Here is a 23,986-nt window from a genome sequence, read left to right on the forward strand (position 1 = left end):
GGCGGGCCGTCCCCGGGCGCCGCAGGCTCGGGCGCCGCAGGCTCGGGCGCCGCAGGCTCGGGCGCCGCAGGCTCGGGCGCCGCGGCCTCGGGACCGGGCCCGGGAGCCAGGCCGGTGCAGTCGCGCAGGCGTTCCCACTCGCCGTAGGCGGCCGACCCTGCCCTGCTGCCGGTGAGCGGCTCCGGGCCGCCGCCCCCGGGCGGGATGCGGCCCGGCAGCCACTCGTCGCCGACGACCTCGCCGCCGCGGACGGAGAGCCGCAGCACGCCGCTGTCGGGCTCGCGGCCGTGGTACCAGTAGAAGTTCCCAAGCCCGTAGCTGACGTAGGTGGAGCCCTGCAGGCCGGCCCCCAGCGGCGTGTGCGCATGGCTCCCGACGACGATGTCGGCGCCCGCCGTGGCGAGCGTCCGGGCCAGGTTCTGCTGCAGGGGCGTCGGGCAGGCGTTGAACTCCTCGCCCCAGTGCAGGTAGACGACGACCACGTCGTCGGTCTCGGCCGACCGGCGCACGGCGGCCGCGAGCGTCGCCTCGTCCGGCCCGCGCGCCGCCGCGATGCCGGCCCCGGTGCCGGGCGCCGCGGCCCAGATGGCGTCGGCGCTCTCGCGCGGCGAGGCGTCGGCGGCATGGATGGCGATGTCGGTGCCCTTCACCTTCACCCGGTGCGGCGCGAACGCCTGCCGGTCGTTGCGCCCCACGCCGACGACGGCGACGCCGCTGGTCTCAGCGGCCTGGATGGTCTCGCCGAGTCCGGTGGCGCCGTAGTCGGCCCCGTGGTTGTTCGCGATCGACACGACATCGACGCCGGACCGGCCCAGCAGGTCGAGCGCGGCCGGCCCGGTGCGGAACCAGTACCGGTTGGAGGGGTCCTCGAGCTCCTTGGCGGCCGGCTCGCCGCCCACCGCCAGCGCCGACTCGAGGTTGACCATCGCCAGGTCCGCCTGGCGCAGGACGTCCGACATCGGGCCCAGGGTGGAATCGGGGTCGGCCGGCGCATCGGCAAAGGCGCCGGCGAAGTGGACGTCGCCGGCGAACGCGAGCCGCACCGTCTCGCCGCCGGCACTCGGCGCCGCGGCCGGCGGCGGCGTGCTCGGCTCCGCCTCGCTGGTCGGCCCCGCCTCGCTGGTCGGCTCCGCCTCGCGGCTCGGCGCCGCGGGCGGGCGCTCGCGCAGGCCGGTCACCGGCACGGACTCCTCAGGGACGTCGGGCAGCGGCGCGCCGGCGATGACCGCGGCCGCGGCGATGCCTCCGAGGAGAAGGAGGCCGTGACGTCTCCGCATGATCACGATCATAAAAGGCGCGTATCAGAACTCTCTGATGTCGGAGTGCCCCCGGTCGGGTTCGAACCGACACTGTTCGGCTTTTAAGGCCGATGCCTCTGCCAGTTGGGCTACGGGGGCCGCCCATCAGTATCGCGCCCGGCCGGGCGGCTGTCTGCGGGTGACGAAGCCGACATTTGGCTGCCCGATGTCACGATTCGCCGCCGGCCGGGGTCGTATGAGTGTCCGACGCACCATGGAGGGGAGCCATCGTGACCGCCGATCTGAGGGCCCTGGGCGGGGCCGACCCGCACGACGTGCTCGGCGTGCGGCGGGGCGCGAGCCCGCAGCAGGTGACCCGGGCGTTCCATCGCGAGGCGCTGCGCGGGGGCCACCCGGACACCGGCGGCGACGCCCGCGCGTTCCGGCGGTTGGTCGTCGCCCGTGACGCGCTGCTCACCACGCCGGACCCGGGACCGGTCCAGGCCCCGGGCCCCTCGGCCCGCCCGGGTCCGTCCGCGCCGCCGTCGGCGTCTCCGGGGACCACTGCGCGGCCGGCGCCGCCGCCGGCGTCGGCCGACACGAACGTGCTGCCGCTGATCGTCCTGCTCATCCTGTTCCTCGTCGGCGTGCCGCACGTGCTGCTGGCGCTCGTGATCATGCTGGTGCCCTGAGCGCGACGACCCCGGCTCTACTGGTAGGTCTGTCGAGGGAAGACGGCGTGCGCGCCGGCCACGCGGTCGAGGAACAGGAAGCCGCCGCAGTGGTCGATCTCGTGCTGCAGCGCCCGGGCCTCGAAGGCGTCGGTCTCGACCATCAGCTCCTCGCCACTGCCGGGGAGCAGGCCGCGCACCGTCAGCCGGGTGGCGCGCTTGACGTCGCCGGTGAGGTCGGGGACGGACATGCAGCCCTCGCGGCCCTTCTCCTTGCGCGTCGCCTCGACGACCTCGGCGTTGCAGAGCACGAACGTGCCGTGCGACGTGCGGGTCTTGGGATGGGCGCTGACGTCGACGGCGAACACGTGCGCGGCGACGCCGACCTGGCAGGCGGCCAGCCCGACACAGCCGGGCGAGACCCGCATGGTGGCGACGAGGTCGGCGGCCAGCTGCACGATCTCGGGCGCGGCCGGATCGACCAGCGGCGACGGCGACGACAGCACCGCCGACGGGGCGCGGACGACGGGCAGGACGCGGCCCGGCACACCGAGGTCGGCCTCGGTCCAGTCGGCGATGCTCACAGGACGTCGGTCTCCTGCGGCCGCAGCGTGACGCCCACGCCGAGCTCGTCGCCCGCGGCACGCAGCCGGACGGCGACGGCGTCGGCATCGGCGTCGGCGGGGAGGTCGACCTCGGCGATGGCGACGTAGAGGTCGCCGGTCAGCCGGGTCGTGAGGTCGGTGATGTTCCCGCCGGCCGACGCCAGCACGCCGGTGACGGCGGACACGATGCCCGGGCGGTCGCCGCCGTGCACCGTCAGCACGTACGGCCGCAGCGAGCGGTCGCCGGCACCGTCCTCGTCGGGCACCGCGCGGGCCGACACCTGGAGCCGTCCGTCGGCGGTCAGCGACGCCAGGGCCGCCTCGACCTCGGACGGCGACCGGTCGCCGGAGCAGATCAGCATCATGGCGAAATGCCCGCGCAGCAGGGTCATGGTGGAGTCTTCGAGATTGAGGCCGAGCGCGGCGAGTCCGGCGGTGGCGTCGGCGATGATGCCGGGGCGGTCGTGCCCGATGACGGTGACGGCGATGAGGCTCACAGGCTCCATCCAACCGGACGCACCAGGGGCAGGTCACTCCGGCCGTCGCGATGCGGCCGAACGGCCAGCACCTGGTCCACTCCGATGCGCGCGGCGTCGAAGGACACCGCCGACGCGGCCATGTAGAGCCGCCACACCCGCGCCCGGCCCTCGCCGGCCAGCTCGACCGCCCGGTGCCAGCCGCGCTCGAGGTCGCGCACCCAGGCGCGCAGCGTGCGGGCGTAGTGCTCGCGCAGCGCCTGCACGTCGCGGACCTCGAAGCCGCCCGCCTCGAGCCGGGAGACGACGTCGCCGATCGGGATCAGCTCGCCGTCGGGGAACACGTAGGCGTCGATGAAGGTGCGCCGCGGCTTGGTCATCCCGCCGGCGCGCGGCCGCCCCGACCGCACGATCTGGTGGTTGAGCAGCCGCCCGCCCGGGCGCAGCAGGCCGTACAGCCGCGCGGCGTACTCCGGCCACATGGCCGCGCCCAGGTGCTCGGCCATGCCGACGCTGGCGACGGCGTCGAACGGGCCGTCGGTGACGTCGCGCCAGTCCTGCACCCGGATCTCGACCCGATCGGACAGCCCGGCGTCGGCGACGCGCTGCTTGGCGTACTCGGCCTGCGGCACGGAAAGCGTGACCCCGACCGCCTCGACGCCGTGCTCCTGGGCCGCGTGCAGGACCAGCGAGCCCCAGCCGGAACCGACGTCGAGCAGCCGCATGCCCGGCTCGAGGCCGAGCTTCTGGCAGATCAGCTCGTTCTTCGCCCGCTGCGCGTCCTCGAGGGTGCCGCCGCCACCGTCCTCGTCGCCACCGTCGTCGTCGGCCCAGTACGCGCAGGAGTAGACCATGGACGGGCCGAGCACGATCTCGTAGAACTCGTTGCCGACGTCGTAGTGGTGACTGATCGCGGCCTGGTCGCGCCCGCGCGAGTGGCGGTCGCCGGCGAGCACGACCTCTTCGGGCGGCGGCTTCAACGGCGGCCCGAGCGCCCCCAGCACGACGGCGAGGCGGATCACCTCGGTGCGGTCGGCGGCCGTGAACCGGCCGCGGTCACCGAGGTCGCGCAGCGCGGCGTCGAGGCGGACCAGCGCCTCGTCCAGGTCGCCCTCGATGTCGAGCTCGCCGGCCACCCACGCCCGCGCGAGCCCGATCTCGTCGGGCTGCCACAAGAGCCGGCGCAGCGCCCGCCGCGACCGGATGACCAGGACCGGGCCGTCGCCGGGGCCGGCCTGAGCGCCGTCCCAGGTGCGGATGGCCAGCGGCAGCGGCCGCCCCAGCAGCCGCTCGACCAGGCCGGCGATGCGTCCCGCCGCTCCCCCTGTGGACATGGCGACCTCCCGTCCGTTCCCCTGCCACGGTAGTGAGGCCGACGGGTGGCTGCCAGGCCTTCGGTCAGGACCGCACACGGCGGGCGGCGCCGGATCGACCCGGCGCTGCGCCGTACTCCCGCGCGGTGGCTCAGCCGCGCGGGAGCCGGCCGCCCGCCGTGCCGGCGTGCTCCTCCGGGCGCTCGGCCGCCGATCCCTCGACCGGCGGCTGGACCGGCCGTGGCGTGATCGGCTGGGCCGCCCGGCGGAAGTCCTCGCGCGGCATCCGCATGCGGCCGAGCGTGACCACCTCGCGCTTGAACACCAGCGCGAGCGTCCAGTCGACCACGACGCGGAACTTGCGGTTGAACGTCGGCATCTTGCTCATGTGGTACGTGCGGTGCATGAACCAGGCCGCGAAGCCGCGGACCTTGATGCCGTACGTGTGCGCCACGCCCTTGTAGAGGCCGAGGCTGGCGACCGAGCCGATGTACTTGTGCTTGTACGGCTTCGGCAGCCCGCCCTCGAGGTCGGCGATGATGTTCTTGGCCAGCAGCTTCGCCTGGCGGACGGCGTGCTGGGCGTTCGGTGCGGTGTACACGCCCGGCTGGCCGGCGCTGAGGTCCGGGACGGCGGCGTTGTCGCCGGCCGCCCACGCGTCGTCGAGCCCGTCGACGCGCAGCTCCGGCAGGCAGCGCAGCCGGCCCTTCTCGTCCAGCGGCAGGTCGCTGTTGGCCAGCACGGGGTTGGCCTTGACGCCCGCGGTCCAGACGATGGTGTCGGCGTCGAACGGCTTGCCCTTGGACAGCACGACGTGGCCGTCGACGCAGGACTGGAGCAGCGTCTCGAGCCGGATCTCGATGTCGCGCTTGCTCAGCTCGACGACGGTGTACTCACCCATCTCGGGGCCGACCTCGGGCAGGATGCGCCCGGCCGCCTCGACGAGGACCCAGCGCATGTCGCGGGGCTGCAGCTGCGGGTAGTAGCGCAGCGCGTAGCGGGCCATGTCCTCGAGCTCGCCGAGCGCCTCGACGCCGGCGAACCCGCCGCCGACGAAGACGAACGTGAGCGCGCGCTTGCGCACCTCGGGGTCGGTGGTCGAGGCGGCGACGTCGAGCCGGTCGAGCACGTGGTTGCGAAGGGCGATGGCCTCTTCGATCTGCTTGAAGCCGATGCCGACCTCGGCGAGGCCCGGGATGGGCAGCGTCCGCGAGATGGATCCGAGCGCGACGACGATGATGTCGTAGCCGAGCTCGTACTCGTCGCCGATCTCCGGCTTGACGGTGACGGACTTGGTCGCGTGGCTGATGGAGGTGACCTCGCCGGTGATGACGTTGCAGCGCTTCAACACCCGCCGGAGGGGCACGACGACGTGCCTCGGCTCCAGCGCGCCGGCTGCGGCTTCGGGCAGGAACGGCTGGTAAGTCATGTAGGACCGTGGGTCGATCACCGTGATGCGGGCCTGGCTCCGCTTGAGCGAGCGCTGCAACCCGAGCGCGGTGTACATGCCGACGTAACCCCCGCCGACAATGAGGATGTGCGGGGTTCCGGTGCGTCCAGCTCTCCCGTTCATGCTTCCAGCCTAGGTGCTTGTGAACGCATTCACAAGCCCTTTCACGGTGCGCTCGACCACACTCGCGGCGTCTCGGAGCCGAAGCCGTGCCCCAGCTCCTCACCGAGGCCGAAACCGTGCCCGACGTCGTGGACGAGCGGCCGCTCGACCGGCTGCCACTGTGACGGCTCCGGCAGGTTGATCGTCTGGTCCTGCAGGTCGCCCGAGCCGTCCGGGTTGTCGGTGACCGGCAGCACGACCGGCGTGCCGACGTAGCGGACGCCCGGGGCGATCGTCGCGTGGTTCATGCCCGCCGGCGCTGGTTCGGCGCCGGCCGAAGCGTCGCGAGGCGATGATGGTGGACATGACCGACACCGCAGCGACGGGAACCGACCTGGCCGGACTGGCCGGGCTGCTCGCCGACCGCACGCGGGCGACGGTGTGCCTGGCGCTCATGGACGGCCGGGCCTGGACGGCGACGGAGCTCGCGCGGCACGCGGGCGTGGCGCCCTCGACCGCGACGGAGCACCTGAACCTGCTGGTCGCCGGCGGCTTGCTGACCGACGTGCGGCAGGGCCGGCACCGCTACGTCCGGCTGGCCGGCACCCCGGCGGCCGAGCTGGTCGAACGCCTCGCGGCGGCAGCGGGCGAGCTGGCGCCCGCCGACGGCGGCGGTGCGGAGCGGCCGGCGCCGTCGTCACTGACGGCGGTGCACCGGCGCCACGCGCTGGCGGCCGCCCGGACCTGCTACGACCACCTGGCCGGCCGGCTCGGAGTGGCGGTGACGGACGCGCTGACGGCGCGTGGCTACCTCTCCTGGGACCGCGGCCTGACGCTCACCGACGACGGCGACGCCTGGTTCGCGGTGCTGCTCGACGGCGCCAGCTGGCCGCCGGCGTCGCGGCGCCCGGTCGTCCGCTCGTGCCTCGACTGGACGGAGCGCCGGCCCCATCTCGGCGGGGCCGCGGGCGCGGCGCTGTGCACGCACGCCGTCGAGGCGAGCTGGGTCGTGCGGGCGGGGCGGACCCGCGCGCTGCGGCTCACCGACGCCGGCCGCTCGGCCCTCCGCGACGTGCTGGGCCTGGATCTGACCTGATCACGCGGCCGCGGCACGGCGGACGACGTCGTCGAGCATGTCGACGGTGAGCTTGCCGGTGAAGGTGTTCTGCTGGCTCGGGTGGTAGCTGCCGATCAGCCGCACCGCTGCCGCCGTCGTTCCCGGGGGAGCCGACGGCGTCAGCGTCACCTCCGCGCCGTGCCCGAACACCGGCCGCGGCCGTGGCACCAGCAGACCGGCCCGGCCGAGCGTGCGCAGTGCGGCCGCCCAGGCGAACGACCCGAGCGCGACCGCGGCGCGCACCGTCGGCAGCACCAGCTCGACCTCACGGTCCAGCCAGGGCGAGCAGGCGTCGCGCTCCTGCGGAGTCGGCTTGTTGTCCGGCGGCGCGCACCGGACGGCGGCGATGATCCGGGCGCCGGTCAGCTCCAGGCCGTCGCCGGCATGCGTCGCCGTCGGCTGGTTCGCCAGGCCGGCGCGGTGCAGGGCGGCGTAGAGCCAGTCGCCGCTGCGGTCGCCGGTGAACACACGGCCGGTGCGGTTGCCGCCGTTGGCCGCCGGCGCCAATCCGAACACCAGGACGCGCGGGCGCGGATCGCCCCAGCCCGGAGTCGGGCGGCCCCAGTACGGCTGGCCGGCGAACGACTTGCGCTTCTCGCGGGCGACGTCCTCGCGCCAGGCCACCAGCCGCGGGCAGGCCCGGCAGACCGACGAGCGCGCTTCGATCTGCGGCAGCGTCGCGCCGGCCGCGAGCCGGGCCACGTCGTCCGGTGACGCCGCCACTGGTGTCCCCGCGTCTGCCGGGTCGCCGGGCCAGCCGGTCCCCGGCGGAACGGGGCTGGGGAACGGCCGGGCGGTGAGCGGATGGGGCAGCAGCACGTGGCTCATTCTGCCGGGCGGCCGCTTCGGGCCGCTGCGCGCCTCGGACGCTGGAGCTCTGCCGTCGCTTCCGACCGCAAAGCGCCAACGCGCGCGCGAGAGCTCTGCCGTCATTCCCGACCGCAAAGCTCCAGCGCGGCCAGGCGGTCTCGGTCAGCGCCTGATGACGCCGGTCAGCCGGTCGTAGCGGATCACCGTCGAGACACTCTCGCGCGGGTCGGCCAGGCCGGTCACCTCGAAGGCGGTGACGCCGTGGCGCACCCGGTCGATGGTGGCGATGCGCAGCCACTGAACGTTGTCGCGCAGCACCGTGACCTCGTCCAGCAGCGTGCCGTCGCGGCCCGCGGCGATGGCGAAGGTCGGCCCGTCGGGCGCGGCGATGTCGATGCCCCCGTCCTCGCGCAGCGTCATCGTGCAGGTGAGGTTGCCGCGGCCGCCGTTCGCCGTCCCGATGAAGTCGTACATCGGGGCCGGGTCGCCGACGTAGTAGCGCAGCCGGCCGAGGCCGGTCACGTCCATGCCGTTGTAGAAGTTCTTGCCCTCGCGGTCGAGCCAGAAGTGCGGGTTGTGCGTCTTGGCGTTGAAGTTCGGACCGGAGTTGTACGAGATGTGCCAGTGCGGCGGGTTGTCCGCGTGCAGGGTGTTGTTGGTCTCGAAGCCCATCAGCACCCACCGGTGGCCCTTCGCGGCCGCCGTCGCGACCAGGCCCGACGCGTGGCAGATGTAGTTGGCGGCGACCAGCTGGTGCACCACGGACCTCACCTCGCCCGCCGGCCACGGCACCGACGTCCACGGCCCGGCGACGCGGTCGGCGTCGTTGTGCTCGATGCGCCAGTTCATGCCCGGCACGTTCTCGGGGAAGCTCCACACCTGCAACGTCGGCTGGTTGGCATCGGCGGATGTCTGGGTCACCGGGAGCGTGAAGCTGAAGCGGTCGCCGTCGGCGGGGTCGGGCCGCAGCGCCAGGCGGGTGTCCTGGTGCACGACCGTCTCGACGGCGACGTCCGGCCAGCGCACGGCGATCTCGATGCCGGTGCTGCGCGGGCCGACGACGAACGTGTAGTACTCGGCCCGGCTGGCCACCGAGTAGCGGGTGCCGGCCAGGATGCTGTAGCCCGGCGGCAGCGTGATCTCCGGGACGCTCGGCGTGTCGGGCCGGGTGCGCACGATGCGGAAGGCGGCGTACGCGGTGGGTTCGGCGGACGAGGCGGCCGACGGGAGCGTCAGCGCCAGACCCGCAGCGGAAGCACCGGCGATGAGCGCGCGTCGGGTCAATGGTCCGGGCATGTGATGGCCTTTCGCTCGTGGAGTCGACGGCGATGTCAGGACCGGATCCTCACCGTTCCATATGAAATGTCATCAGCGTGGCGACTGAACGGCAGTTGAAGACTCACGCTGGTGACGTCCGCCGCATGGCGGGTGCGCAGCATCACCTGACCGGCAGTCCGCCGCCGTCAGCCGCTGACGATGCTCCAGGCGATGCCGTCGAGGATGTCGTGCTCGCTGACCAGCACCTCGTCGACGCCGGCGCGGTCGACCACGCAGCGCAGCACCAGGGCGCCGGCACCGATCACGTCGGCGCGGCCCGGGTGCATCGGCCCGATGGCCAGCCGCTCGTCGTGGGTGAGCGTGAGCAGGTGCTCGCTGATGGCCCGCACCTCGGCGGCCGGGACGCGGCGGTGGTGGATGGCGGCGGAGTCGTACTCGGCCAGTCCCAGATGGATCGCGGCGACCGTGGTGACCGAGCCGGCCAGCCCGACCAGGGTGCGGGCGTCGGCGATGGGCACGACGGCGGCGGCGTCGTCGAGCGCGGCCTCGATGTCGGCACGGGCGGCGGCGACCTGATCGGAGGTGGGCGGGTCGGTCAGGAACCGCCGCTCGGTCAGCCGGACGCAACCGACGTCGACGCTGCGGGCGGCGGTGACCCTGCCGGTGGACCCGAGCGCGAGCTCCGTCGATCCGCCGCCGATGTCGACCACGAGATAGGGCGGCTCGCCGTTGCCCGGCAGACCGCGGACGGCGCCCTCGAACGAGAGCCCGGCCTCGGCCGCGCCGGACACCACCTCGGGCTCGACACCCAGGACCCGGACGACGCCGGCCACGAACTCGTCGCGGTTCGCGGCGTCGCGGGTGGCGCTGGTGGCGACCATGCGGACGTGCTCGGCGCCGAGCTCGTCGATGACGGCGGCGTACTCGGCCAGCGCCTCGAACGTGCGGGCCAGCGGCTCCGGCGCGAGCACGCCGGTGCGGTCGACGTCCTTGCCGAGGCGGACGATGCGCAGCCGGCGGTCGAGGTCGTGCTGGCTGCCGGCCGCCGGGTCGAGCTCGCTGACCAGCAGCCGGACCGAGTTGGTGCCGCAGTCGATGGCGGCGACGCGGGTCATGCGGCGTTCCTCATGCGGGCGTCCAGTCGCAGCGGGCCGGGGTCCACGTCGCGCTCATGAGGTCCAGCGCGCGGTCGCCCAGCGGGTTGACGCCGGGCCCGGCGGCCAGGCTGTGCGCGACGAGGACGTGCAGGCACTTGACGCGGTCGGGCATGCCGCCGGCCGAGACCCCGGCGATCTCCTCGACGTGTCCGGCCGCCTCGCGCCGCGCCAGGTAGGACGCGTGCGCCGCCCGGTAGGCCGCGGCCAGCTCGGGGTCGGCGGTCAGCTCGTCGGTCAGCTCGCGCATGACGCCGACGGACTCCAGCGTCGACGTGGCGGCGACGGCGCGCGGGCAGGTCAGGTAGTACAGCGTGGGGAACGGTGTGCCGTCGGGCAGCCGCGGCTCGGTCTCGACGACGGACGGGTGGCCGGCGCCGTCGGGCCCGCACCTGGCCGCCACCGCACGGACGCCGCGGACAGGGCGGCCGAGCTGCTGGGTGACGGTGTCGAGGTCGGTCTGCGTGGGCGGGATGAGGCTCACTCGCCGGTGTCTCCGTCGTCGACCGGTGCCTCGGGGTCGGGCGGCGGGCTGTCGGCGAACGTGACCGACGCCCAGAGCCGCTCGTACCAGGTGCCCTCACCGGCCGGCGGCAGGCCGTCGGCGGGACCCGAGGTGGTCTCGTCAGGGGCGTCCGGGTCGGGCAGGACGATGTAGCTCTGCTCGCCCGGCAGCACGAACCCGAGCCGCTCGCGCGCCTGGGCGGCCACGTAGGCGGGGTCCTCCCAGAGCCGCAGCTCCTGCTCGAGCTGCTCGACCGACGCCGTCAGCTCGTCCTGCTCGCGCTCGAGCTCGACCCGTTCGCGGTGCTGGTCGAACCAGGCCCGCAGCGGGTAGGCGTAGGACACCAGCAGCACCGCCAGCACCAGCGCGAGCACCGCGGCCCGGCCGGTGACCGAGGGACGGCCGCCCTTGGGCTGCGGGCGCCGCGGCGGCGGTGGGGGCGGCGGACCGTCGGCGGAGTCGGTACGGGGCCGGGCCGCCGCCGTCGTTCCCCCCTTGGGCGCACGGGCCGCGGGCCGAGCGGCCCGGCCCGCGCCGGGACGCCGCGCCGTGCCAGCGCCCGCCGCGGGGCGGGCGCTGGGCGAACGACGCGACGTGGCCACGGCGGCTCCTACGCCTGGAACCGCGGGAAGGCCGACGCGCCGGCGTAGCGGGCGGCGTCGTCGAGCTCCTCCTCGATGCGCAGCAGCTGGTTGTACTTGGCGACCCGCTCGGACCGGGCCGGGGCGCCGGTCTTGATCTGGCCGGCGTTGGTGGCGACGGCGAGGTCGGCGATGGTGGTGTCCTCGGTCTCGCCCGAGCGGTGGCTGATCATGCAGGTGAAGCCGGAGCGCTGCGCCAGCGAGACCGCGTCGAACGTCTCGGTCAGCGAGCCGATCTGGTTGACCTTGACCAGCAGCGAGTTGGCCGCGTGCTCCTTGATGCCACGCTCGAGCCGCTCCGGGTTGGTGACGAAGAGGTCGTCGCCGACGATCTGCAGCTTCGAGCCCAGCACGTCGGTGAGCGCCGCCCAGCCGGACCAGTCGTCCTCGGACAGCGGGTCCTCGATGGACACCAGCGGGTAGGCGCCGGCCAGCTCCTCGTAGTACTCGGTGAGCTCGGCGGCCGAGATGCTCTTGCCCTCGAAGGCGTACTTGCCGTCCTCGAAGAACTCGGTGGACGCGACGTCGAGCGCCAGCGCGATCTGCGAGCCGGGGGTGAAGCCGGCCTTCTCGATGGCGGTGACGATGATGTCGAGCGCCTCGCGGTTGCTCGGCAGGTTCGGCGCGAAGCCGCCTTCGTCGCCGAGGCCCGTGGCCAGGCCGCGCCCCTTCAGCACGCCCTTGAGCGTGTGGTAGACCTCGACGCCCCAGCGCAGCGCCTCGCGGTAGGTCTCGGCGCCGATGGGCGCGATCATGAACTCCTGGATGTCGACGTTGCTGTCCGCGTGCGCGCCGCCGTTGAGGATGTTCATCATCGGCACCGGCAGCAGGTGCGCGTTCGGCCCGCCCAGGTACCTGAACAATGGCAGAGCGGCCGATTCGGCGGCGGCCTTCGCGACCGCGAGCGAGACGCCGAGGATGGCGTTGGCGCCCAGCTTGCCCTTGTTGGGCGTGCCGTCGAGGTCGATGAGCGCCTGGTCGATGAGACGCTGGTCGCTGGCCTCGAAGCCGAGCAGCTCCGGGGCGACCTCGTCCATGATGGCCGTGACGGCCTTGTCGACGCCCTTGCCGAGGTACCGGGCCGGGTCGCCGTCGCGCAGCTCGACCGCCTCGAACGCGCCGGTGGAGGCGCCGGACGGGACGGCGGCACGGGCGATGGTGCTGTCGTCGAGAGCCACCTCGACCTCGACCGTCGGGTTGCCCCGGGAGTCGAGGATCTCGCGTGCTCCGATTGCTTCGATCGTGGCCACGTATCGTCTCCTGCGGTGGGTCGCTGTCGTCGTCGTACGTGGGCGCAGTGACGACGGCGGCGCTGCACGCTCGTACGACCGCAGCCTACCCGGACCAAGCACCCGAACCCGGACCGACGGGCCGAGCAGCGCTCGGCACCCCGACGCCTTCTCGTCTCTGCGTGAACCGACTCCTGAGTACGGGGACGTCCTCACCCGCCGTCGGCGCACCCCGAGCGGCCGGCATGGTGGGCGAAGCCGGGGGCCGCGCTCCCTGGACGGCCGCGGCCCCCGGCCGGTCAGTGGGTGGACGGGACGAGCTCGACCAGCGACATCGAGGGGTTGGGCAGGTCGAACTCGACCTCGACGACGCCGCCGGCGGACGTGATGCGGCGGGGCGGGTGGAGCTCGTCGAGCCGGTCCGCGGCACGCAGCTCGGCCCACCGCGCGTCGGTGGGCCAGGCCGCCCCGCCGCCGATCCGGCGCCAGACCGCGGGGACGCACGAGTGGTCGTCGTCGACGCGATGGTGGCGCAGCTCGTACTCGCCGCCCGGCAGGCCGGTGAACCGCAGCGACACCCGTCGCCCGAGCTCCGCCGACCCCGCGGCCTTCGACTGGTCCAAGGTCCCGTTCCACACCAGCGCGGCCACCCGCCCGGATGACGCGTCGACGGCCGCCAGCGACTCCACCAGCGAGTCCGCCCCGTCCCCGGACGCCCGCACGGACAGCCGCCGCGACGGCAGCATCGAGAGCAGCTTCAGCGCCCACCACCGGGGTTTGCGCAGCTCACCCACCGTGCGCAGGCCGAACCCGCCGTGGAACAGCGCCGGTGGCCGGCCGAGCTCCTCGAAGTGGTCCGACACCACCCAGTACGACAGCGCCTCGATCCGGCCCATCGCCGAGCGCATGCCGCGCAGCAGGAACACCGCCGCGAACACCGACTCGCTGACCTCGTTGAAGTGCGTCGGCGTGACGCCCCACTCCGTCCACCAGATCGGCAGGCCCGCGTAGCCGTGCCGCGCGAGCACCGGCCGCAGGTCCAGCGGCGGCGACCCGTAGGTGTGCGTCGACACGAAGTCGAGCGGCTCCTTCGTCGACGCGAGCAGCTGGTCGACCCATCCGGCCGCCGCCGACGACGGGCCGCCGACCCGCAGGCCCTCGTCGACGTCTTTGACGGCGCGGGCAGCGGTGTCGTGCAGGCGGAAGAACTCCTCAGGGGTGCCGGACCAGAAGACCTCGAGGTTGGCCTCGTTCCACACCTCGAACGCCCACCGGTCGCGCACCTCCTCGAGTCCGTACCGCTCGACCAGATGCGCCACGAACGTCCGCACGAGGTCGTACCAGCGGTCCCAGTCCTTCGGCGGCGAGATGATCGCGCCGTACTCGAACACCGTCGACGACGGGTCCGTGGCGAGGTCGCGCGGCATGAACGAGATCTCGACGATCGGCCGCAGCCCGAGTTCGAGCATGAGGTCGTACACGCGGTCGACGCCGGTGAAGTCGTACACGGGCTCGCCGCCGACCTCGCGGTACACGCCGAGGTCGTCGCAGAGGATGCCGTGTGCCCGCACCGTCTCGACGCCGAGCTCGTCGTGCGCCGCCTTCAGCGCGGCCCGCAGCTCCGCGCCGATCTCGTGCCCGCCGGTGCGGTCGGTCGACAGCGCGTGCGAGAGGTGCTCGCTGCCGATCATCGTCTGCCACGGCCGGTCCAGCTCACCCAGGTCCGACCCCGCATCGACGACGACGGCGACCGGCTCGCCCGCCGCCGCGGCCGGGGCGCCGAGAGAGGTCGCCGCGACCGGGGCGCTCAGCGGGCCGACGTGCTCGACCGACGCGACGGCGGCGACGGCGTACCAGCGCTCCACGCCGGGCGTGCCGGTGGTGTCGGCGTACGGGCCGTGCGGGACGGAGAGCACGTCGCGGCCCTGGTGGTCCAGCGGCTCGAACGGGCCCTCGGGCGAGTCCGCCACGTGCAGCAGGTACCCGGCCGCGCCGTCGACCGGGTCCCACGACAGCGTGACCTGCGCCCGCCCGGGTCTCGCCGTCAGGCCACCGGGCGCCGGCAGCGAGACGTCGATGCCGCCCGCCTCCCCGCTGGCCCGGCCGAGCCTGGTCTCGAAGTCGGTTCGGGCGTCGATCTCACTGCTCACGCGTCTCCTTCCGTACATCATTTGATGCCGGTCATCGCGATGCCTTGGACGAAGTACCGCTGCACCGCGAGGAACAGCACGATCACCGGCACGACGACGACGACGGCGCCGGCCAGCAGCAGCCCGTACTGCGTGGCGTTCTGGCCGACGGAGTACAGCGCGAGCGCGACCGGCAGGGTGTACTTGTCCTCCGTCTGGGCCACGACCAGCGGCCAGAGGAAGTTGTTCCACGACGTCAGGAACGTCAGGATCCCGAGCGTGGCCAGGGCGGGCCCGGCCAGCGGGAGCATGACGCTCCAGAAGATCCGCAGCTCGCCGGCGCCGTCGACGCGCGCGGCCTGGATCAGCTCGTCCGGCAGCCCCACGAAGTACTGCCGCATGAGGAACACGCCCAAGGGCGCGACCAGGTACGGCAGGATCAGCCCTGGGAAGGTGTTCGTCAGTCCCATGTTGCTGACCAGCACGAACAACGGCACGAACGTCACCATGCCGGGCACCATCAGGGTGCCGAGCACGATCACGAACACCAGCCGCCTGCCGCGGAACTCCAGCTTCGCCAGGGCGTAGCCGAGCATCGAGCCGAACAGCAGGTTCCCGAGGGTCACGACGACGGCGACGATCGTCGAGTTGAGGAAGTACGTCGGGAAGTTCAGCCGGTCGAACAGCTCGCCGTAGTTCTCGAGGGTGAACGTCTCGGGCAGCCAGGTGGGCGGGATGGAGCGCACCTCCGACTCCGGCTTCACCGACGACAACAGCATCCAGATGAACGGCAGCGCCATGACGATCACGCCCAGCGTCAGCACGACATAGAGCCAGCGCGACGGCGAGCGCTCGGCGTCGCGGCGCGGCGGGCCCACAGCGGGCATCGCGTCGGCGTCGTCGACGCGGGACGGGGGCGGGGTGTAGGTGGTCATCGCGGGCACCTCAGGCCTTCGGCCGCAGCAGCCGGAACTGCAGCACCGTCATGACGACGATGGCCACGAACAGCACGTAGCTGGCCGCCGCGGCGTATCCGTAGTTGCCGAAGCTGAACTGGTCGTAGATGTAGTACGAGACCGACCGCGTCGCGTTGAGCGGCCCGCCGTTGGTCATGACGAACGGCTCCTCGAAGACCTGCAGGTAGCCGACGCCGGTGATGACGGCGCCGAACAGCAGCACGGGGCGCAGCAGCGGCAGCGTGACGTGCCGGAACCGCTGCCAGCGCCCGGCGCCGTCGACCTCGGCCGCCTCGAGCAGCTCGCGCGGCACCGTCTGCAGCCCGGCCAGGAAGATGACCATCAGCGTGCCGAGGTTGCGCCACGTCGCCATGACGATGAGCGACGGCAGCGCCAGCGACGGGTCGCCCAGCCAGTCGGGGCCGTCGATGCCTGCTACGCTCAGCAGCTGGTTGATCGGCCCGGTGTCCGGCTGCAGCAGGAACCGCCAGACCACGGCGACGGCGACGATGCTGGTGACGACCGGCAGGTAGTAGCCGAGCCGGAAGAACGCCTTCAGCCGGGTGATGCGGTTCAGCCCGACCGCAGCCGCCAGCGCCAGCACCATGGTCAGCGGCACGCCGACGACCACGAAGATCGCCGTGTTGACCGCGACCTTGCGGAACAGCTCGTCCTGGAAGAGCGCCGTGTAGTTGTCGAAGCCGGCGAGGTCGACGGCGAACGGCGTCCGCACGTCGGTGCTGCGCATGTCGGTGAAGCTCATGAACAGCGAGGCGAAGACCGGTCCGACGGTGAAGGCGGCGAACAACAGCAGGAACGGCAGCGCGAGCAGCCAGGCGGTCCGGGCCTGCCGGCGTTGCAGCAGGGACCGGCGGCGCCGGCCACCCGGCGTGCCGCCCGCGGGGGTCGGGCGGCCCGCCGGAGCCCTGGTGGCGGTGGCCATGGTCGCCGGCTCCTACTGGAGCCCGGTCCCGATGGACGACGCCTGTGACTGCATGTCGGCGACGGCGTCGCCTGCGGGCATGGTGCCGCGGACGGCCGCCTCGATGTTGCCGTCGATGACCGTGGCGACCTGCTCCCACGTCGGGACGGCGGGCGGCGCCTCGGTCTGCTCGAGCTGCTCGCCGAAGACCGCGACCAGCGGGTCCTCGGTCAGCGGCCCGTCCTCCCAGGCGTCGGGGCGCGACGGCAGGCCGGTGGCGGTCTCGTACCAGCTCTGCTGCACCTCGGCCTCGGTGAGGTACTGGATGAGCTTCCAGGCGCCGTCCTTGTTGTCGGAGTCGGTGAAGACGGCGAGGTTGCCGCCGCCGACGAACGACGTGCCGGGCGCGTCGTCCTTGCCGGGCAGCGGGACGACCTCGAAGGTGTCCGTGGCGCCGGCGTCGCGGACCAGGCCGATGTGCCAGGGCCCGGAGATGAACGAGCCGATGCTGCCGTCGGCGAACATCTGCTCCAGCGCTCCCGGCTGCAGGACGGTGTCCTGCGACAGGCCCTCGGAGAAGTAGGACATGTAGTACTCGAGCGCCTCGGTCATCTCGGGGCTGTCGAGCGTGTACGCGTCACCGTCGGTGAGCGTGGCGCCGTTCTGCCAGGCGAACGGCATGAACGTCTGCCACGAGCCGCTCTGGCCGGGCTGCAGGTAGATGCCCTGCTGGGCGCCGGCCTCCTGCAGCCCCTGCGCGAACGCCTTGAGGTCGTCCCAGGTGGTCGGCGGCTCGAGGCCGGCCGACTCGGCGAGGTCGGTGCGGTAGAACAACGCCCGGGTCTCGACGTACCAGGGGACGCCGTAGGACGTGCCGTCGACGACGGTGGACGCCCACGGGCCGGGGAAGAAGTCGTCCTCGGCGAACACGTCCGTCGGGGTCGGCTCGAGGCCGCCGGTCGCGGCGAACTCGCCCATCCAGGTGGTGCCGATCAGGCTCACGTCGGGGGTCTCGCCGGCGGCGATGGCGGTGGCGATGCGGTCGTGCGCGCCCTCCCACGGCACCGGCGTGACCTCGACGGTGACGTCGGGGTTGGCCTCCTCGAAGTCGGCCAGGAAGTCGCCGAGGAGCTCGCCCTCGGTGCCCATGGCCCAGACCTCGACGGTGCCGGTGGCGGGGCCTTCGCTGAGGTCCGCGGACGGGGCGGCGTTGCCGTCGTCGCCGCCGGACCCGGAGTCGTCCTCGCGCCCGCAGGCGGTGAGGGCGAGCGCGGTCGCCGCGGCCAGTGCTGTTGCGGCGGTGATGGGTCGTCGACTCATCGATGAGCCTCCTTCGAGTGCGGCCCGCAACTGCGGCGGACCACGAGCTGGGTGGTCAGGACGTCGTGACGTGGTTCGGAACGGTCCCCGCTGATCCGGGCGTCGAGCAGCTGCGCCGCCCGGCCCCCCATCTCGCGCATCGGCTGACGGACCGTCGTCAGCCCCGCGTAGCGTGCCGCCATGACGTCGTCCCACCCGGTGACGGCGACGTCCCCCGGTACCTCGATCCCCTCTTCGGCCAGCGCGACCGTGAGGCCGAGCGCCAGCTCGTCGTTCGCACAGACGACCACGTCGGGCAGGCCGTCGGCGATGAGCGCGCCGGCCACGCGGGCGCCGTCGTCCTCCTTGAAGCCGGCCAGGACGGTGCGGTCGGGCACGTCGACGCCGGCCTGGGCGAGCGCGCCGCGGAACCCGGCCCATCGCTCCGCCACATCGGTGGACTCGACCGGGTCGCCGAGGAACGCCATGCGCCGGTGCCCGTCGGCCAGCAGGTGGTCGACGACGGAGGTCGCGGCGACGACGTTCTCGGTGCGGACGGAGTCGGCGCCCTCGATCTCGGTGCGCGCCATGAGCACGACGGGGACACCGCGCTGCAGGATCTCCGCGACCACGTCGTCGTGCACCGTCCGCCCGAACACGGCCAGCCCGTCGACCCTGCCGGCGAGCTCGAGCACCATGTCGTCGGCGGACTCGCGGTTGTGCGTGCTGAGGATGAGCACCGATCGGCCGAGCGTGGCGGCGACCTCCTCGTAGCCCAGGACGACCTCGGCGTAGTAGGGGCCGGACAGGTCGGGGAAGACGATGCCGTTGGCGGCGTGCCGTCTCTCGGCCAGGGACCGGCCGAGCTGGCTGGGGGTGAAGCGCAGCTCCTCGATGGCGGCGTCGACCCGCTCGCGGGTGGCCGGATGGACGAGGTCGCTGCCGCGGAGCGCGCGCGAGACGGTCGCCACGGAGACGCCCGCGTGCCGCGCGACGTCGCGGATGGTCACGCTGGCGCGGGAGGACGTGCGGCGACGCTGGGTGCCCTTCTGCTCCGCGCTGTCCATCGTCTGCTCGCTCCTTTGGTACCGGTTACATAAACCGGTTACATCGGCTACATTCGGGCATCATGGCCGAGCCTGTCAACCCATTGTCCGTAGCCGATGCCGCTGACCTGCGACGACTCGCTGAGTTGGCCGAGGTCAGCGTCTCGCTCATCGCCGGTGCGCAGGATGCGTCCGGTGCGTACCCCGCGGCGGTGGGGTTCACGCCGTACGGCTTCTCCTGGTTCCGCGACGGCGCGTTCATCGCCGAGGGCATGAGCCGGGCGGGCGCCGCCTCGTCGGCGACGGCGTTCCATGAGTGGTGCGCGCGCGTGCTGGTGCGCGAGTCGGCCGCTGTCGACGCCCTGGTGGCGCGGGTCTCGGCGGGCGAGCAGCCCACGGACGCCGAGCTGCTGCCGGCGCGGTACACGCTGGCCGGCGAGCGCCACGAGGACGACTGGTGGAACTACCAGGTCGACGGCTACGGCACGTGGCTGTGGGCACTGCGGACGCACCTGTCGCGCTGGGGTGGCTCGGCCGCGCCGTACACGGCGGCCGCCGAGACGGCGGCGCGCTACCTCGCCGCCGTCGGCGACCGGACCTGCCGCGACTGGTGGGAGGAGCACCGCGACCAGACCCACGTGTCGACCCTCGCCTCCGTGTACGGCGGCTTGCGCGCCGCCGCCGAGCTGGGGATGTCGCCGTCGACGGCGTCCGCCGCGGCCGCCGCGGCCGAGCGGGTGGAGGCGCTGGTCGTGCGGTCGGGGACCCATGAGGGCGCGCTGCGCAAGTGGCTGGGGTCGACGGAGGTCGACGCGAGCCTGGTGGTGGCCGGGGTGCCGTTCGGGCTGGTCGATCCGTCCGGGCCGGTGATGACGGAGACGGTCGCGCGGGTGACGGCCGAGCTGACGACGCCCGGCGGCGGCGTGCACCGCTACGCCACGGACACCTTCTACGGCGGCGGGCAGTGGCCGATCCTGGCCGGCTTCCTCGGCTGGCACCACGCCGTCGTCGGTGAACGGGAGCGAGCGATGGAGCTGCTGCGCTGGATCGCCTCGACCGCCGACCCGTCCGGCCGGTTGCCCGAACAGCTGCCGCCGACGCTCGCTCCCGACGTGCTGCCGGAGTGGCTCGAGCGGTGGGGTCCCAGCGCCCGCCCGTTGCTGTGGTCACACGGCATGTACCTCGTCCTCGCGGCCGAACTGGGTGTCCTGGGACCCGCCCGCTGACCGGTCCCGGCCCAGCAGCACCGTCATCGCCGCGCAGCCCACCGCTCCGGCGAGGCTCGGGACACCCAGCTCTCCGTCGACGGCGTACGACGACACCGACGTGCCGAACACGCCCGCGGCCAGCGCGAACCCCGACAACAGCACGGTGCCCGCCCAGGCCGGAGGCAGGACCGCGCCGACGAGGAGCACCGCGCACAGCACGAGGTCCGGCACCAGGAAGACGTTGTCCGCCCGCCAGGAGTCGTGCAGGAACAGATAGACGAGCGTCACGATGCTCGTCCCGGTCGCGACGACGCGGGCGACGGTGATCACGAGGACTCCTCCCAGTGGTGTGTCTACAGCGTAGACTTTCGCGCATCGGTGTGTCTACGCCGTAGACAGGGCGGCGCCGGCGGGAGGATGGCCAGGTGGCGCGCACCCCGTTCCTGACGCCGTCGGCCATCGCCGCCGCCGCACTGCGGCTGGGCGATCGCGAGGGCGCCGACGCCATGACCATGCGCCGCATCGCCGCCGAGCTGGGCTGCGACCCCATGGCGCTCTACCGTCACTTCGCCGACCGGACGGCGCTGCTCGACGCCGTCGCCGATCTCGCGCTGGCGACCGTGCCGGCGCCGGACCCGCAGCAGCCGTGGGACGAGCGGCTGCGGCGGGTCGCCGACGACATCCGGTCGGCGGCGCTGGCGCACCCCGGGATCGCCTTCCACGTCGCCGCTCGTCCGCCGCTGGGCGAGCAGGGACAGCGGATCGCGGCCGGGGTGTTCGCGGCGCTGGCCGAGGCGGGCCTGACGCCCGGCGAGGCGATCCGGGCCGCGCAGGCGCTGGTGGCGACCATCGCGGCCGGGCTGGCCATGGCCGTGCGGGCCGGCACCCGCGACGAGCGCTGGCACCAGGTGAGCGACGTGCTGGGCGGGCTGACGTCGGCCCCGACGGAGGGCGATCTGCACACCGTCGGGTCCGAGGAGCAGTTCGGCTACACGGTGCGGCTGCTGGTGGCGGGGATCATGGCGGAGGCGGAGTCGCGGCCCTGAGCGTCGTCGACCGTTCGTCCAGCCAGGCGGCGACCGCGCGCGCCGTCTGCTCGACCGGCGCGCCGGTGGTGTCGAGCAGCGTCATCGGCGGGTCCATGGTGGCCGCGTTCGCGCCGATCCAGGCGGCGAAGTCGAGGGTCTCGGCGATGCGCGGCTCGTCCCACTCGCGCCACTTCGGCCGCGCGCGGAGGCGTGCCGCCAGCACGCCGGGGTCGCAGGTGAGGCAGAGATACTCGATGCGCTCGAACAGCGCCCGTTCCGGCAGCGGCTCGAACTCCGGCGGCACCACCGTTCCGCACAGCACGACCGGACGGCGGCTCTGGTTGATCATGGCGGCCACGCGCAGCCAGGTGGAGCGGAACGGCCGGTGCTCGCCGCCGTCGTCGCGCAGCCCGGCGACCCACAGCACGTCCTGCTCGAGGACGACGAACCGGTCGGCCAGCCGGGCCTCGGCGGCGAGAAGGCGCTGGACGGTGGACTTGCCGGTCCCGCTGGGGCCGGTGAGGCAGTAGAGCGGGAGGCGGAGGAAGGGCCACCGGTGGCCGCAGTGGGCGCACCGGATGACCGCCTCCGTCTCGACCTGCGGATGGTCGGCGCGCTCGCCGCAGCGCTCGCAGATCAGCAGGTTCACGCGTCGATCAGTCGAAGAGCTGGTCGAGGAAGCTCTTCTTGCGCTTGCGGCCGCCGTACCCGTACGGGCTCGGCGAGTCGGAGTAGCCGCGGCCATAGGGGGCCGGGCTGTCGGGACGGCCGCGGTACGGCTGCTGCGGCTGCTGGTACGGCTGCTGCGGCGGGGGCGCCTGACGGCTGTAGTCGAGCGGCGGCGGCGGCGCGTTGTACTGCTCCTCGGCGGCGACGATCTGCTCGAGCTCGCCCTTGTCGAGGAAGATGCCCTTGCAGTTCTCGCACTGCTCGACGTGCACGCCCAACCGGTCATACGTCTTCATCTGACCGTTGCACTTCGGACAGGTCACGGATCTCGTCCTTTCGCCGACGACCTCGTCGTCGCTGGTAGTCGTTATCTGGTGACAACGCTACCGGCCGGGCGCAGGTTCCGTGGCGACCCGACTGCATCGGCGCAAGGTGGCCGGTAGTGTCGAACGGGTGACGCAGCAGCCCGCCCAGCCCCATCGCGGCTCCCTGCGCGCGGCCATCGAAGGCCTCCTCCGCACGTGCGTCGACCTCGAGCGCCAGGCGGAGGGTGTGAGCACCGACACCGGGAAGCGGGTACGCGGCCTCGCCGAGACACTGATCGCGGTGCAACTGCCCCGCGCCGTTCTCGACGTCCCCGCCCTCGTCCAGGAGGTCGGCGGCCTGGGCCGGCAGCTGGATGCGGACCTGAACGGACGCCTCGCCGAGGCCCGGCGACCGCTCGTCACGGAGATCCACACCCTGCTCGCCCTGCTTGCTCCCGTGCACGGGCTCGCGGCCCTTCCGCCGCTGGTCCCAGTCGGCCCCGGCGCCGCTCTGGCCGACCACTTCCCCACCGGCTTCGCCCGCGAGTACGTCGACGACCTGCTCGGCACGGTCGACACGAGCGTCACGCTCACGACGCAATCGGCCGTTGGCGTCCCGGTCGAGTCGGAACGGGCGACCGATGCCGTCAAGCTCCTGGTGGGGCAGCATCTGCCCGAGAATTTCCGGGACGAGGGCGTGAGGATGCTGCGGAACGGCCTCTGCCACACCGTGGAACGGCACGGGCATCACATCGCGCCGGAGACCCAGCTCGCGAGACTCGTGTGGCGCAAGGATCCGTCCGGGCACCAGGCCTGGCAGGTCCTGCCCGGCGGCGGCATCGCCACCAGCCACGGCTGTGGCCCCGCCGCAGGCGGCTTCACCTCGGCCGAAGCACTGGCCAAGACACTCGCCGCCTTCCTCCGCTGGGCACACGACCACGCCGGTGGCGTGAACGAGCTGATCAAGAACCACACGTCGAAGAACGCCAAGCGGATCGGCATCCACATGAGCGCGACTCTGGCCGGCCTGACGCCGGGAGAGACCGACGGTTTCCGAGGCACTGCCACGGGAAGCGCGGAGAAGGTCGACGACTGGCTGGCGGCGCGTCGATACGCAGTGGCGCACGGCAAGCCCCCCGTCTACGGCGTGCCCTACGATCCGATCGCCGAAGGAGAGGATCCCGGCGTGACACTCGCCTTCAAGCGCGTCGGGCACCAGTGGCATCTCGTCACGTGCTATCCCGTCGACGAGCCGGACCCGAGGAACAAGCGCCTGGAGGACCTTGCATGATCCCGGAGAGCGAGAACTTCAAGGAGTACTTCGGCGGCGGATTCGGCATGGCCGACAATCTGCCGGAGTTCTACATCGAGGCATGCGAGGAAGTCGCCGAGATGCTGGCCGACGACGAGGACGGCAGCTACCACGCCTTCCGAGACGAGTTCGCCGCCCACATCCGCGACTCGTCCTTCTCGCCCCTGCCGCGGACGTCGCAATGGATCACCGATGAGTGGCTGCGCAATGTCTGGTACGACGCCTTCGGGCCGGAGCCGCCGCCGGAAGACCCGTATCCCGTCCCGACCCAGGACTGGGGCCGGCGTCGGCTCACGCGGTACATGCTGCACGCCGTCAACCAGACGCCGGAGGTCAGCTCGCCCGGAGCTCCGGCGTGGCTGGCGGCGCGCGGGCTGACGTTCGCGGATGTCGCCGCTGGGGTGGAGTGGTCGGCGACGGCGCAGTCGGTGAGTTTCCGGCCGGCGCCGGAGGGGTGGCTGGAGCGGCTGCACGACCTCACCGCGCGCGGCCTCCGAGCCGAGCAACCCGGCGAGCGCTGAGG

Annotated in this window: 26 protein-coding genes and 1 tRNA gene; 6 read left to right on the forward strand and 21 right to left on the reverse strand. The window is 73.1% G+C overall.

Annotated features, from left to right (window positions below):
- Positions 1-1,277: CapA family protein (locus E1212_RS29295; RefSeq protein WP_162605357.1), on the reverse strand; the 1,277-nt coding region annotated here is incomplete at its 3' end.
- A 46-nt stretch (positions 1,278-1,323) separates the two neighbouring features.
- Positions 1,324-1,397, reverse strand: a tRNA-Leu gene (locus E1212_RS06505).
- 131 nt (positions 1,398-1,528) lie between these two features.
- Here E1212_RS06505 and E1212_RS06510 point away from each other — a divergent pair.
- Positions 1,529-1,930, forward strand: a complete 402-nt coding sequence (locus E1212_RS06510) for a J domain-containing protein (protein WP_131980534.1) — start codon at positions 1,529-1,531, stop codon at positions 1,928-1,930.
- Between the two features lie 17 nt (positions 1,931-1,947).
- On the opposite strand, the gene E1212_RS06515 is transcribed toward E1212_RS06510, so the two are convergent.
- The 5 genes from E1212_RS06515 to E1212_RS06535 all read right to left on the reverse strand — a co-directional run bounded on the left by E1212_RS06515 (position 1,948) and on the right by E1212_RS06535 (position 6,163).
- A complete protein-coding gene (locus E1212_RS06515) occupies positions 1,948-2,493 on the reverse strand; it encodes a peptide deformylase (protein WP_131980536.1) in 546 nt (181 codons plus the stop codon).
- Positions 2,490-3,011, reverse strand: coding sequence for a glycine cleavage system transcriptional repressor (locus tag E1212_RS06520; RefSeq protein WP_131980538.1), 522 nt, complete (start codon positions 3,009-3,011; stop codon positions 2,490-2,492). Before E1212_RS06520 ends, E1212_RS06515 begins: the two co-directional genes overlap by 4 nt.
- Positions 3,008-4,324, reverse strand: a complete 1,317-nt coding sequence (locus E1212_RS06525) for an SAM-dependent methyltransferase (RefSeq protein WP_131980540.1) — start codon at positions 4,322-4,324, stop codon at positions 3,008-3,010. Before E1212_RS06525 ends, E1212_RS06520 begins: the two co-directional genes overlap by 4 nt.
- 130 nt (positions 4,325-4,454) lie before the next feature.
- Positions 4,455-5,876, reverse strand: coding sequence for an NAD(P)/FAD-dependent oxidoreductase (locus E1212_RS06530; protein ID WP_131980542.1), 1,422 nt, complete (start codon positions 5,874-5,876; stop codon positions 4,455-4,457).
- 41 nt (positions 5,877-5,917) lie between these two features.
- Positions 5,918-6,163 (reverse strand): hypothetical protein, encoded by a 246-nt coding sequence (locus E1212_RS06535; protein WP_131980544.1) that lies wholly within the window; start codon positions 6,161-6,163, stop codon positions 5,918-5,920.
- A gap of 47 nt (positions 6,164-6,210) precedes the next feature.
- Here E1212_RS06535 and E1212_RS06540 point away from each other — a divergent pair, with 47 nt between their 5' ends.
- On the forward strand, positions 6,211-6,951 hold the full coding sequence (locus E1212_RS06540; protein ID WP_203416540.1) for an ArsR/SmtB family transcription factor: 741 nt from the start codon (positions 6,211-6,213) through the stop codon (positions 6,949-6,951).
- On the opposite strand, the gene E1212_RS06545 is transcribed toward E1212_RS06540, so the two are convergent.
- The 11 genes from E1212_RS06545 to E1212_RS06595 all read right to left on the reverse strand — a co-directional run bounded on the left by E1212_RS06545 (position 6,952) and on the right by E1212_RS06595 (position 18,962).
- Complete coding sequence (locus E1212_RS06545) at positions 6,952-7,800, reverse strand: uracil-DNA glycosylase (protein WP_203416512.1); 849 nt, start codon at positions 7,798-7,800, stop codon at positions 6,952-6,954.
- 144 nt (positions 7,801-7,944) lie between these two features.
- Positions 7,945-9,078, reverse strand: coding sequence for a hypothetical protein (locus E1212_RS06550; RefSeq protein ID WP_131980550.1), 1,134 nt, complete (start codon positions 9,076-9,078; stop codon positions 7,945-7,947).
- A gap of 167 nt (positions 9,079-9,245) precedes the next feature.
- Positions 9,246-10,175: a Ppx/GppA phosphatase family protein gene (locus E1212_RS06555; protein WP_131980552.1), complete on the reverse strand. Its 930-nt coding sequence runs from the start codon at positions 10,173-10,175 to the stop codon at positions 9,246-9,248.
- A gap of 10 nt (positions 10,176-10,185) precedes the next feature.
- Positions 10,186-10,698 carry a DUF501 domain-containing protein gene (locus E1212_RS06560; protein ID WP_131980554.1) on the reverse strand — a complete coding sequence of 171 codons (513 nt, stop codon included), beginning with the start codon at positions 10,696-10,698 and terminating at the stop codon, positions 10,186-10,188.
- Positions 10,695-11,321: an FtsB family cell division protein gene (locus E1212_RS06565; RefSeq protein WP_131980556.1), complete on the reverse strand. Its 627-nt coding sequence runs from the start codon at positions 11,319-11,321 to the stop codon at positions 10,695-10,697. The genes E1212_RS06560 and E1212_RS06565 overlap by 4 nt, the downstream gene beginning before the upstream one ends.
- Positions 11,322-11,329: 8 nt before the next feature.
- Positions 11,330-12,610, reverse strand: coding sequence for a phosphopyruvate hydratase (gene eno, locus E1212_RS06570; protein WP_131980558.1), 1,281 nt, complete (start codon positions 12,608-12,610; stop codon positions 11,330-11,332).
- 278 nt (positions 12,611-12,888) lie between these two features.
- Positions 12,889-14,739 (reverse strand): GH39 family glycosyl hydrolase, encoded by a 1,851-nt coding sequence (locus tag E1212_RS06575; protein ID WP_203416514.1) that lies wholly within the window; start codon positions 14,737-14,739, stop codon positions 12,889-12,891.
- 17 nt (positions 14,740-14,756) lie between these two features.
- Positions 14,757-15,653, reverse strand: a complete 897-nt coding sequence (locus E1212_RS06580; RefSeq protein WP_203416516.1) for a carbohydrate ABC transporter permease — start codon at positions 15,651-15,653, stop codon at positions 14,757-14,759.
- Positions 15,654-15,663: 10 nt separating this feature from the next.
- On the reverse strand, positions 15,664-16,617 hold the full coding sequence (locus tag E1212_RS06585) for a carbohydrate ABC transporter permease (protein WP_131980560.1): 954 nt from the start codon (positions 16,615-16,617) through the stop codon (positions 15,664-15,666).
- Between the two features lie 12 nt (positions 16,618-16,629).
- Positions 16,630-17,916, reverse strand: a complete 1,287-nt coding sequence (locus tag E1212_RS06590) for a sugar ABC transporter substrate-binding protein (protein WP_131980562.1) — start codon at positions 17,914-17,916, stop codon at positions 16,630-16,632.
- Positions 17,913-18,962: a LacI family DNA-binding transcriptional regulator gene (locus E1212_RS06595; RefSeq protein ID WP_203416518.1), complete on the reverse strand. Its 1,050-nt coding sequence runs from the start codon at positions 18,960-18,962 to the stop codon at positions 17,913-17,915. Before E1212_RS06595 ends, E1212_RS06590 begins: the two co-directional genes overlap by 4 nt.
- Positions 18,963-19,024: 62 nt before the next feature.
- Here E1212_RS06595 and E1212_RS06600 point away from each other — a divergent pair, with 62 nt between their 5' ends.
- On the forward strand, positions 19,025-20,167 hold the full coding sequence (locus tag E1212_RS06600; protein ID WP_131980564.1) for a glycoside hydrolase family 15 protein: 1,143 nt from the start codon (positions 19,025-19,027) through the stop codon (positions 20,165-20,167).
- Here the strand turns inward: E1212_RS06600 and E1212_RS06605 are convergent.
- Positions 20,108-20,479, reverse strand: coding sequence for a hypothetical protein (locus E1212_RS06605; RefSeq protein WP_131980566.1), 372 nt, complete (start codon positions 20,477-20,479; stop codon positions 20,108-20,110). The genes E1212_RS06600 and E1212_RS06605 overlap by 60 nt on opposite strands.
- A gap of 95 nt (positions 20,480-20,574) precedes the next feature.
- On the opposite strand from E1212_RS06605, the gene E1212_RS06610 reads away from it, so the two are divergent.
- A complete protein-coding gene (locus E1212_RS06610) occupies positions 20,575-21,195 on the forward strand; it encodes a TetR/AcrR family transcriptional regulator (protein ID WP_131980568.1) in 621 nt (206 codons plus the stop codon).
- Here the strand turns inward: E1212_RS06610 and E1212_RS06615 are convergent.
- Complete coding sequence (locus E1212_RS06615; RefSeq protein WP_203416520.1) at positions 21,167-21,826, reverse strand: AAA family ATPase; 660 nt, start codon at positions 21,824-21,826, stop codon at positions 21,167-21,169. The two genes, E1212_RS06610 and E1212_RS06615, sit on opposite strands and share 29 nt — an antisense overlap.
- A gap of 7 nt (positions 21,827-21,833) precedes the next feature.
- On the reverse strand, positions 21,834-22,169 hold the full coding sequence (locus E1212_RS06620) for a TFIIB-type zinc ribbon-containing protein (RefSeq protein ID WP_131980572.1): 336 nt from the start codon (positions 22,167-22,169) through the stop codon (positions 21,834-21,836).
- A gap of 130 nt (positions 22,170-22,299) precedes the next feature.
- Between E1212_RS06620 and E1212_RS06625 the strand changes: the two genes are divergently transcribed.
- Positions 22,300-23,442, forward strand: a complete 1,143-nt coding sequence (locus E1212_RS06625) for a hypothetical protein (RefSeq protein WP_131980574.1) — start codon at positions 22,300-22,302, stop codon at positions 23,440-23,442.
- Entirely contained in the window at positions 23,439-23,984 is a 546-nt protein-coding gene (locus tag E1212_RS06630; protein WP_131980576.1) for a hypothetical protein, read from the forward strand. Before E1212_RS06625 ends, E1212_RS06630 begins: the two co-directional genes overlap by 4 nt.
- Positions 23,985-23,986: the final 2 nt, after the last annotated feature.

Origin of the sequence: Jiangella ureilytica, assembly GCF_004348545.1 — a bacterium.
Taxonomy (GTDB): Bacteria; Actinomycetota; Actinomycetes; order Jiangellales; family Jiangellaceae; genus Jiangella; species Jiangella ureilytica.

What these genes read in the sequence shown, in the direction of transcription:
- E1212_RS06550 (WP_131980550.1), bottom strand. Translation starts at nt 9,078, where the DNA reads ATGCCCGGACCATTGACCCGACGCGCGCTCATCGCCGGTGCTTCCGCT.
- E1212_RS06540 (WP_203416540.1), top strand. Translation starts at nt 6,211, where the DNA reads ATGGTGGACATGACCGACACCGCAGCGACGGGAACCGACCTGGCCGGA.
- E1212_RS06590 (WP_131980562.1), bottom strand. Translation starts at nt 17,916, where the DNA reads ATGAGTCGACGACCCATCACCGCCGCAACAGCACTGGCCGCGGCGACC.
- E1212_RS06530 (WP_131980542.1), bottom strand. Translation starts at nt 5,876, where the DNA reads ATGAACGGGAGAGCTGGACGCACCGGAACCCCGCACATCCTCATTGTC.
- E1212_RS06535 (WP_131980544.1), bottom strand. Translation starts at nt 6,163, where the DNA reads ATGAACCACGCGACGATCGCCCCGGGCGTCCGCTACGTCGGCACGCCG.
- E1212_RS06545 (WP_203416512.1), bottom strand. Translation starts at nt 7,800, where the DNA reads ATGAGCCACGTGCTGCTGCCCCATCCGCTCACCGCCCGGCCGTTCCCC.
- E1212_RS06585 (WP_131980560.1), bottom strand. Translation starts at nt 16,617, where the DNA reads ATGGCCACCGCCACCAGGGCTCCGGCGGGCCGCCCGACCCCCGCGGGC.
- E1212_RS06600 (WP_131980564.1), top strand. Translation starts at nt 19,025, where the DNA reads ATGGCCGAGCCTGTCAACCCATTGTCCGTAGCCGATGCCGCTGACCTG.
- E1212_RS06525 (WP_131980540.1), bottom strand. Translation starts at nt 4,324, where the DNA reads ATGTCCACAGGGGGAGCGGCGGGACGCATCGCCGGCCTGGTCGAGCGG.
- E1212_RS06580 (WP_203416516.1), bottom strand. Translation starts at nt 15,653, where the DNA reads ATGACCACCTACACCCCGCCCCCGTCCCGCGTCGACGACGCCGACGCG.
- E1212_RS06595 (WP_203416518.1), bottom strand. Translation starts at nt 18,962, where the DNA reads ATGGACAGCGCGGAGCAGAAGGGCACCCAGCGTCGCCGCACGTCCTCC.
- E1212_RS06555 (WP_131980552.1), bottom strand. Translation starts at nt 10,175, where the DNA reads ATGACCCGCGTCGCCGCCATCGACTGCGGCACCAACTCGGTCCGGCTG.
- E1212_RS06630 (WP_131980576.1), top strand. Translation starts at nt 23,439, where the DNA reads ATGATCCCGGAGAGCGAGAACTTCAAGGAGTACTTCGGCGGCGGATTC.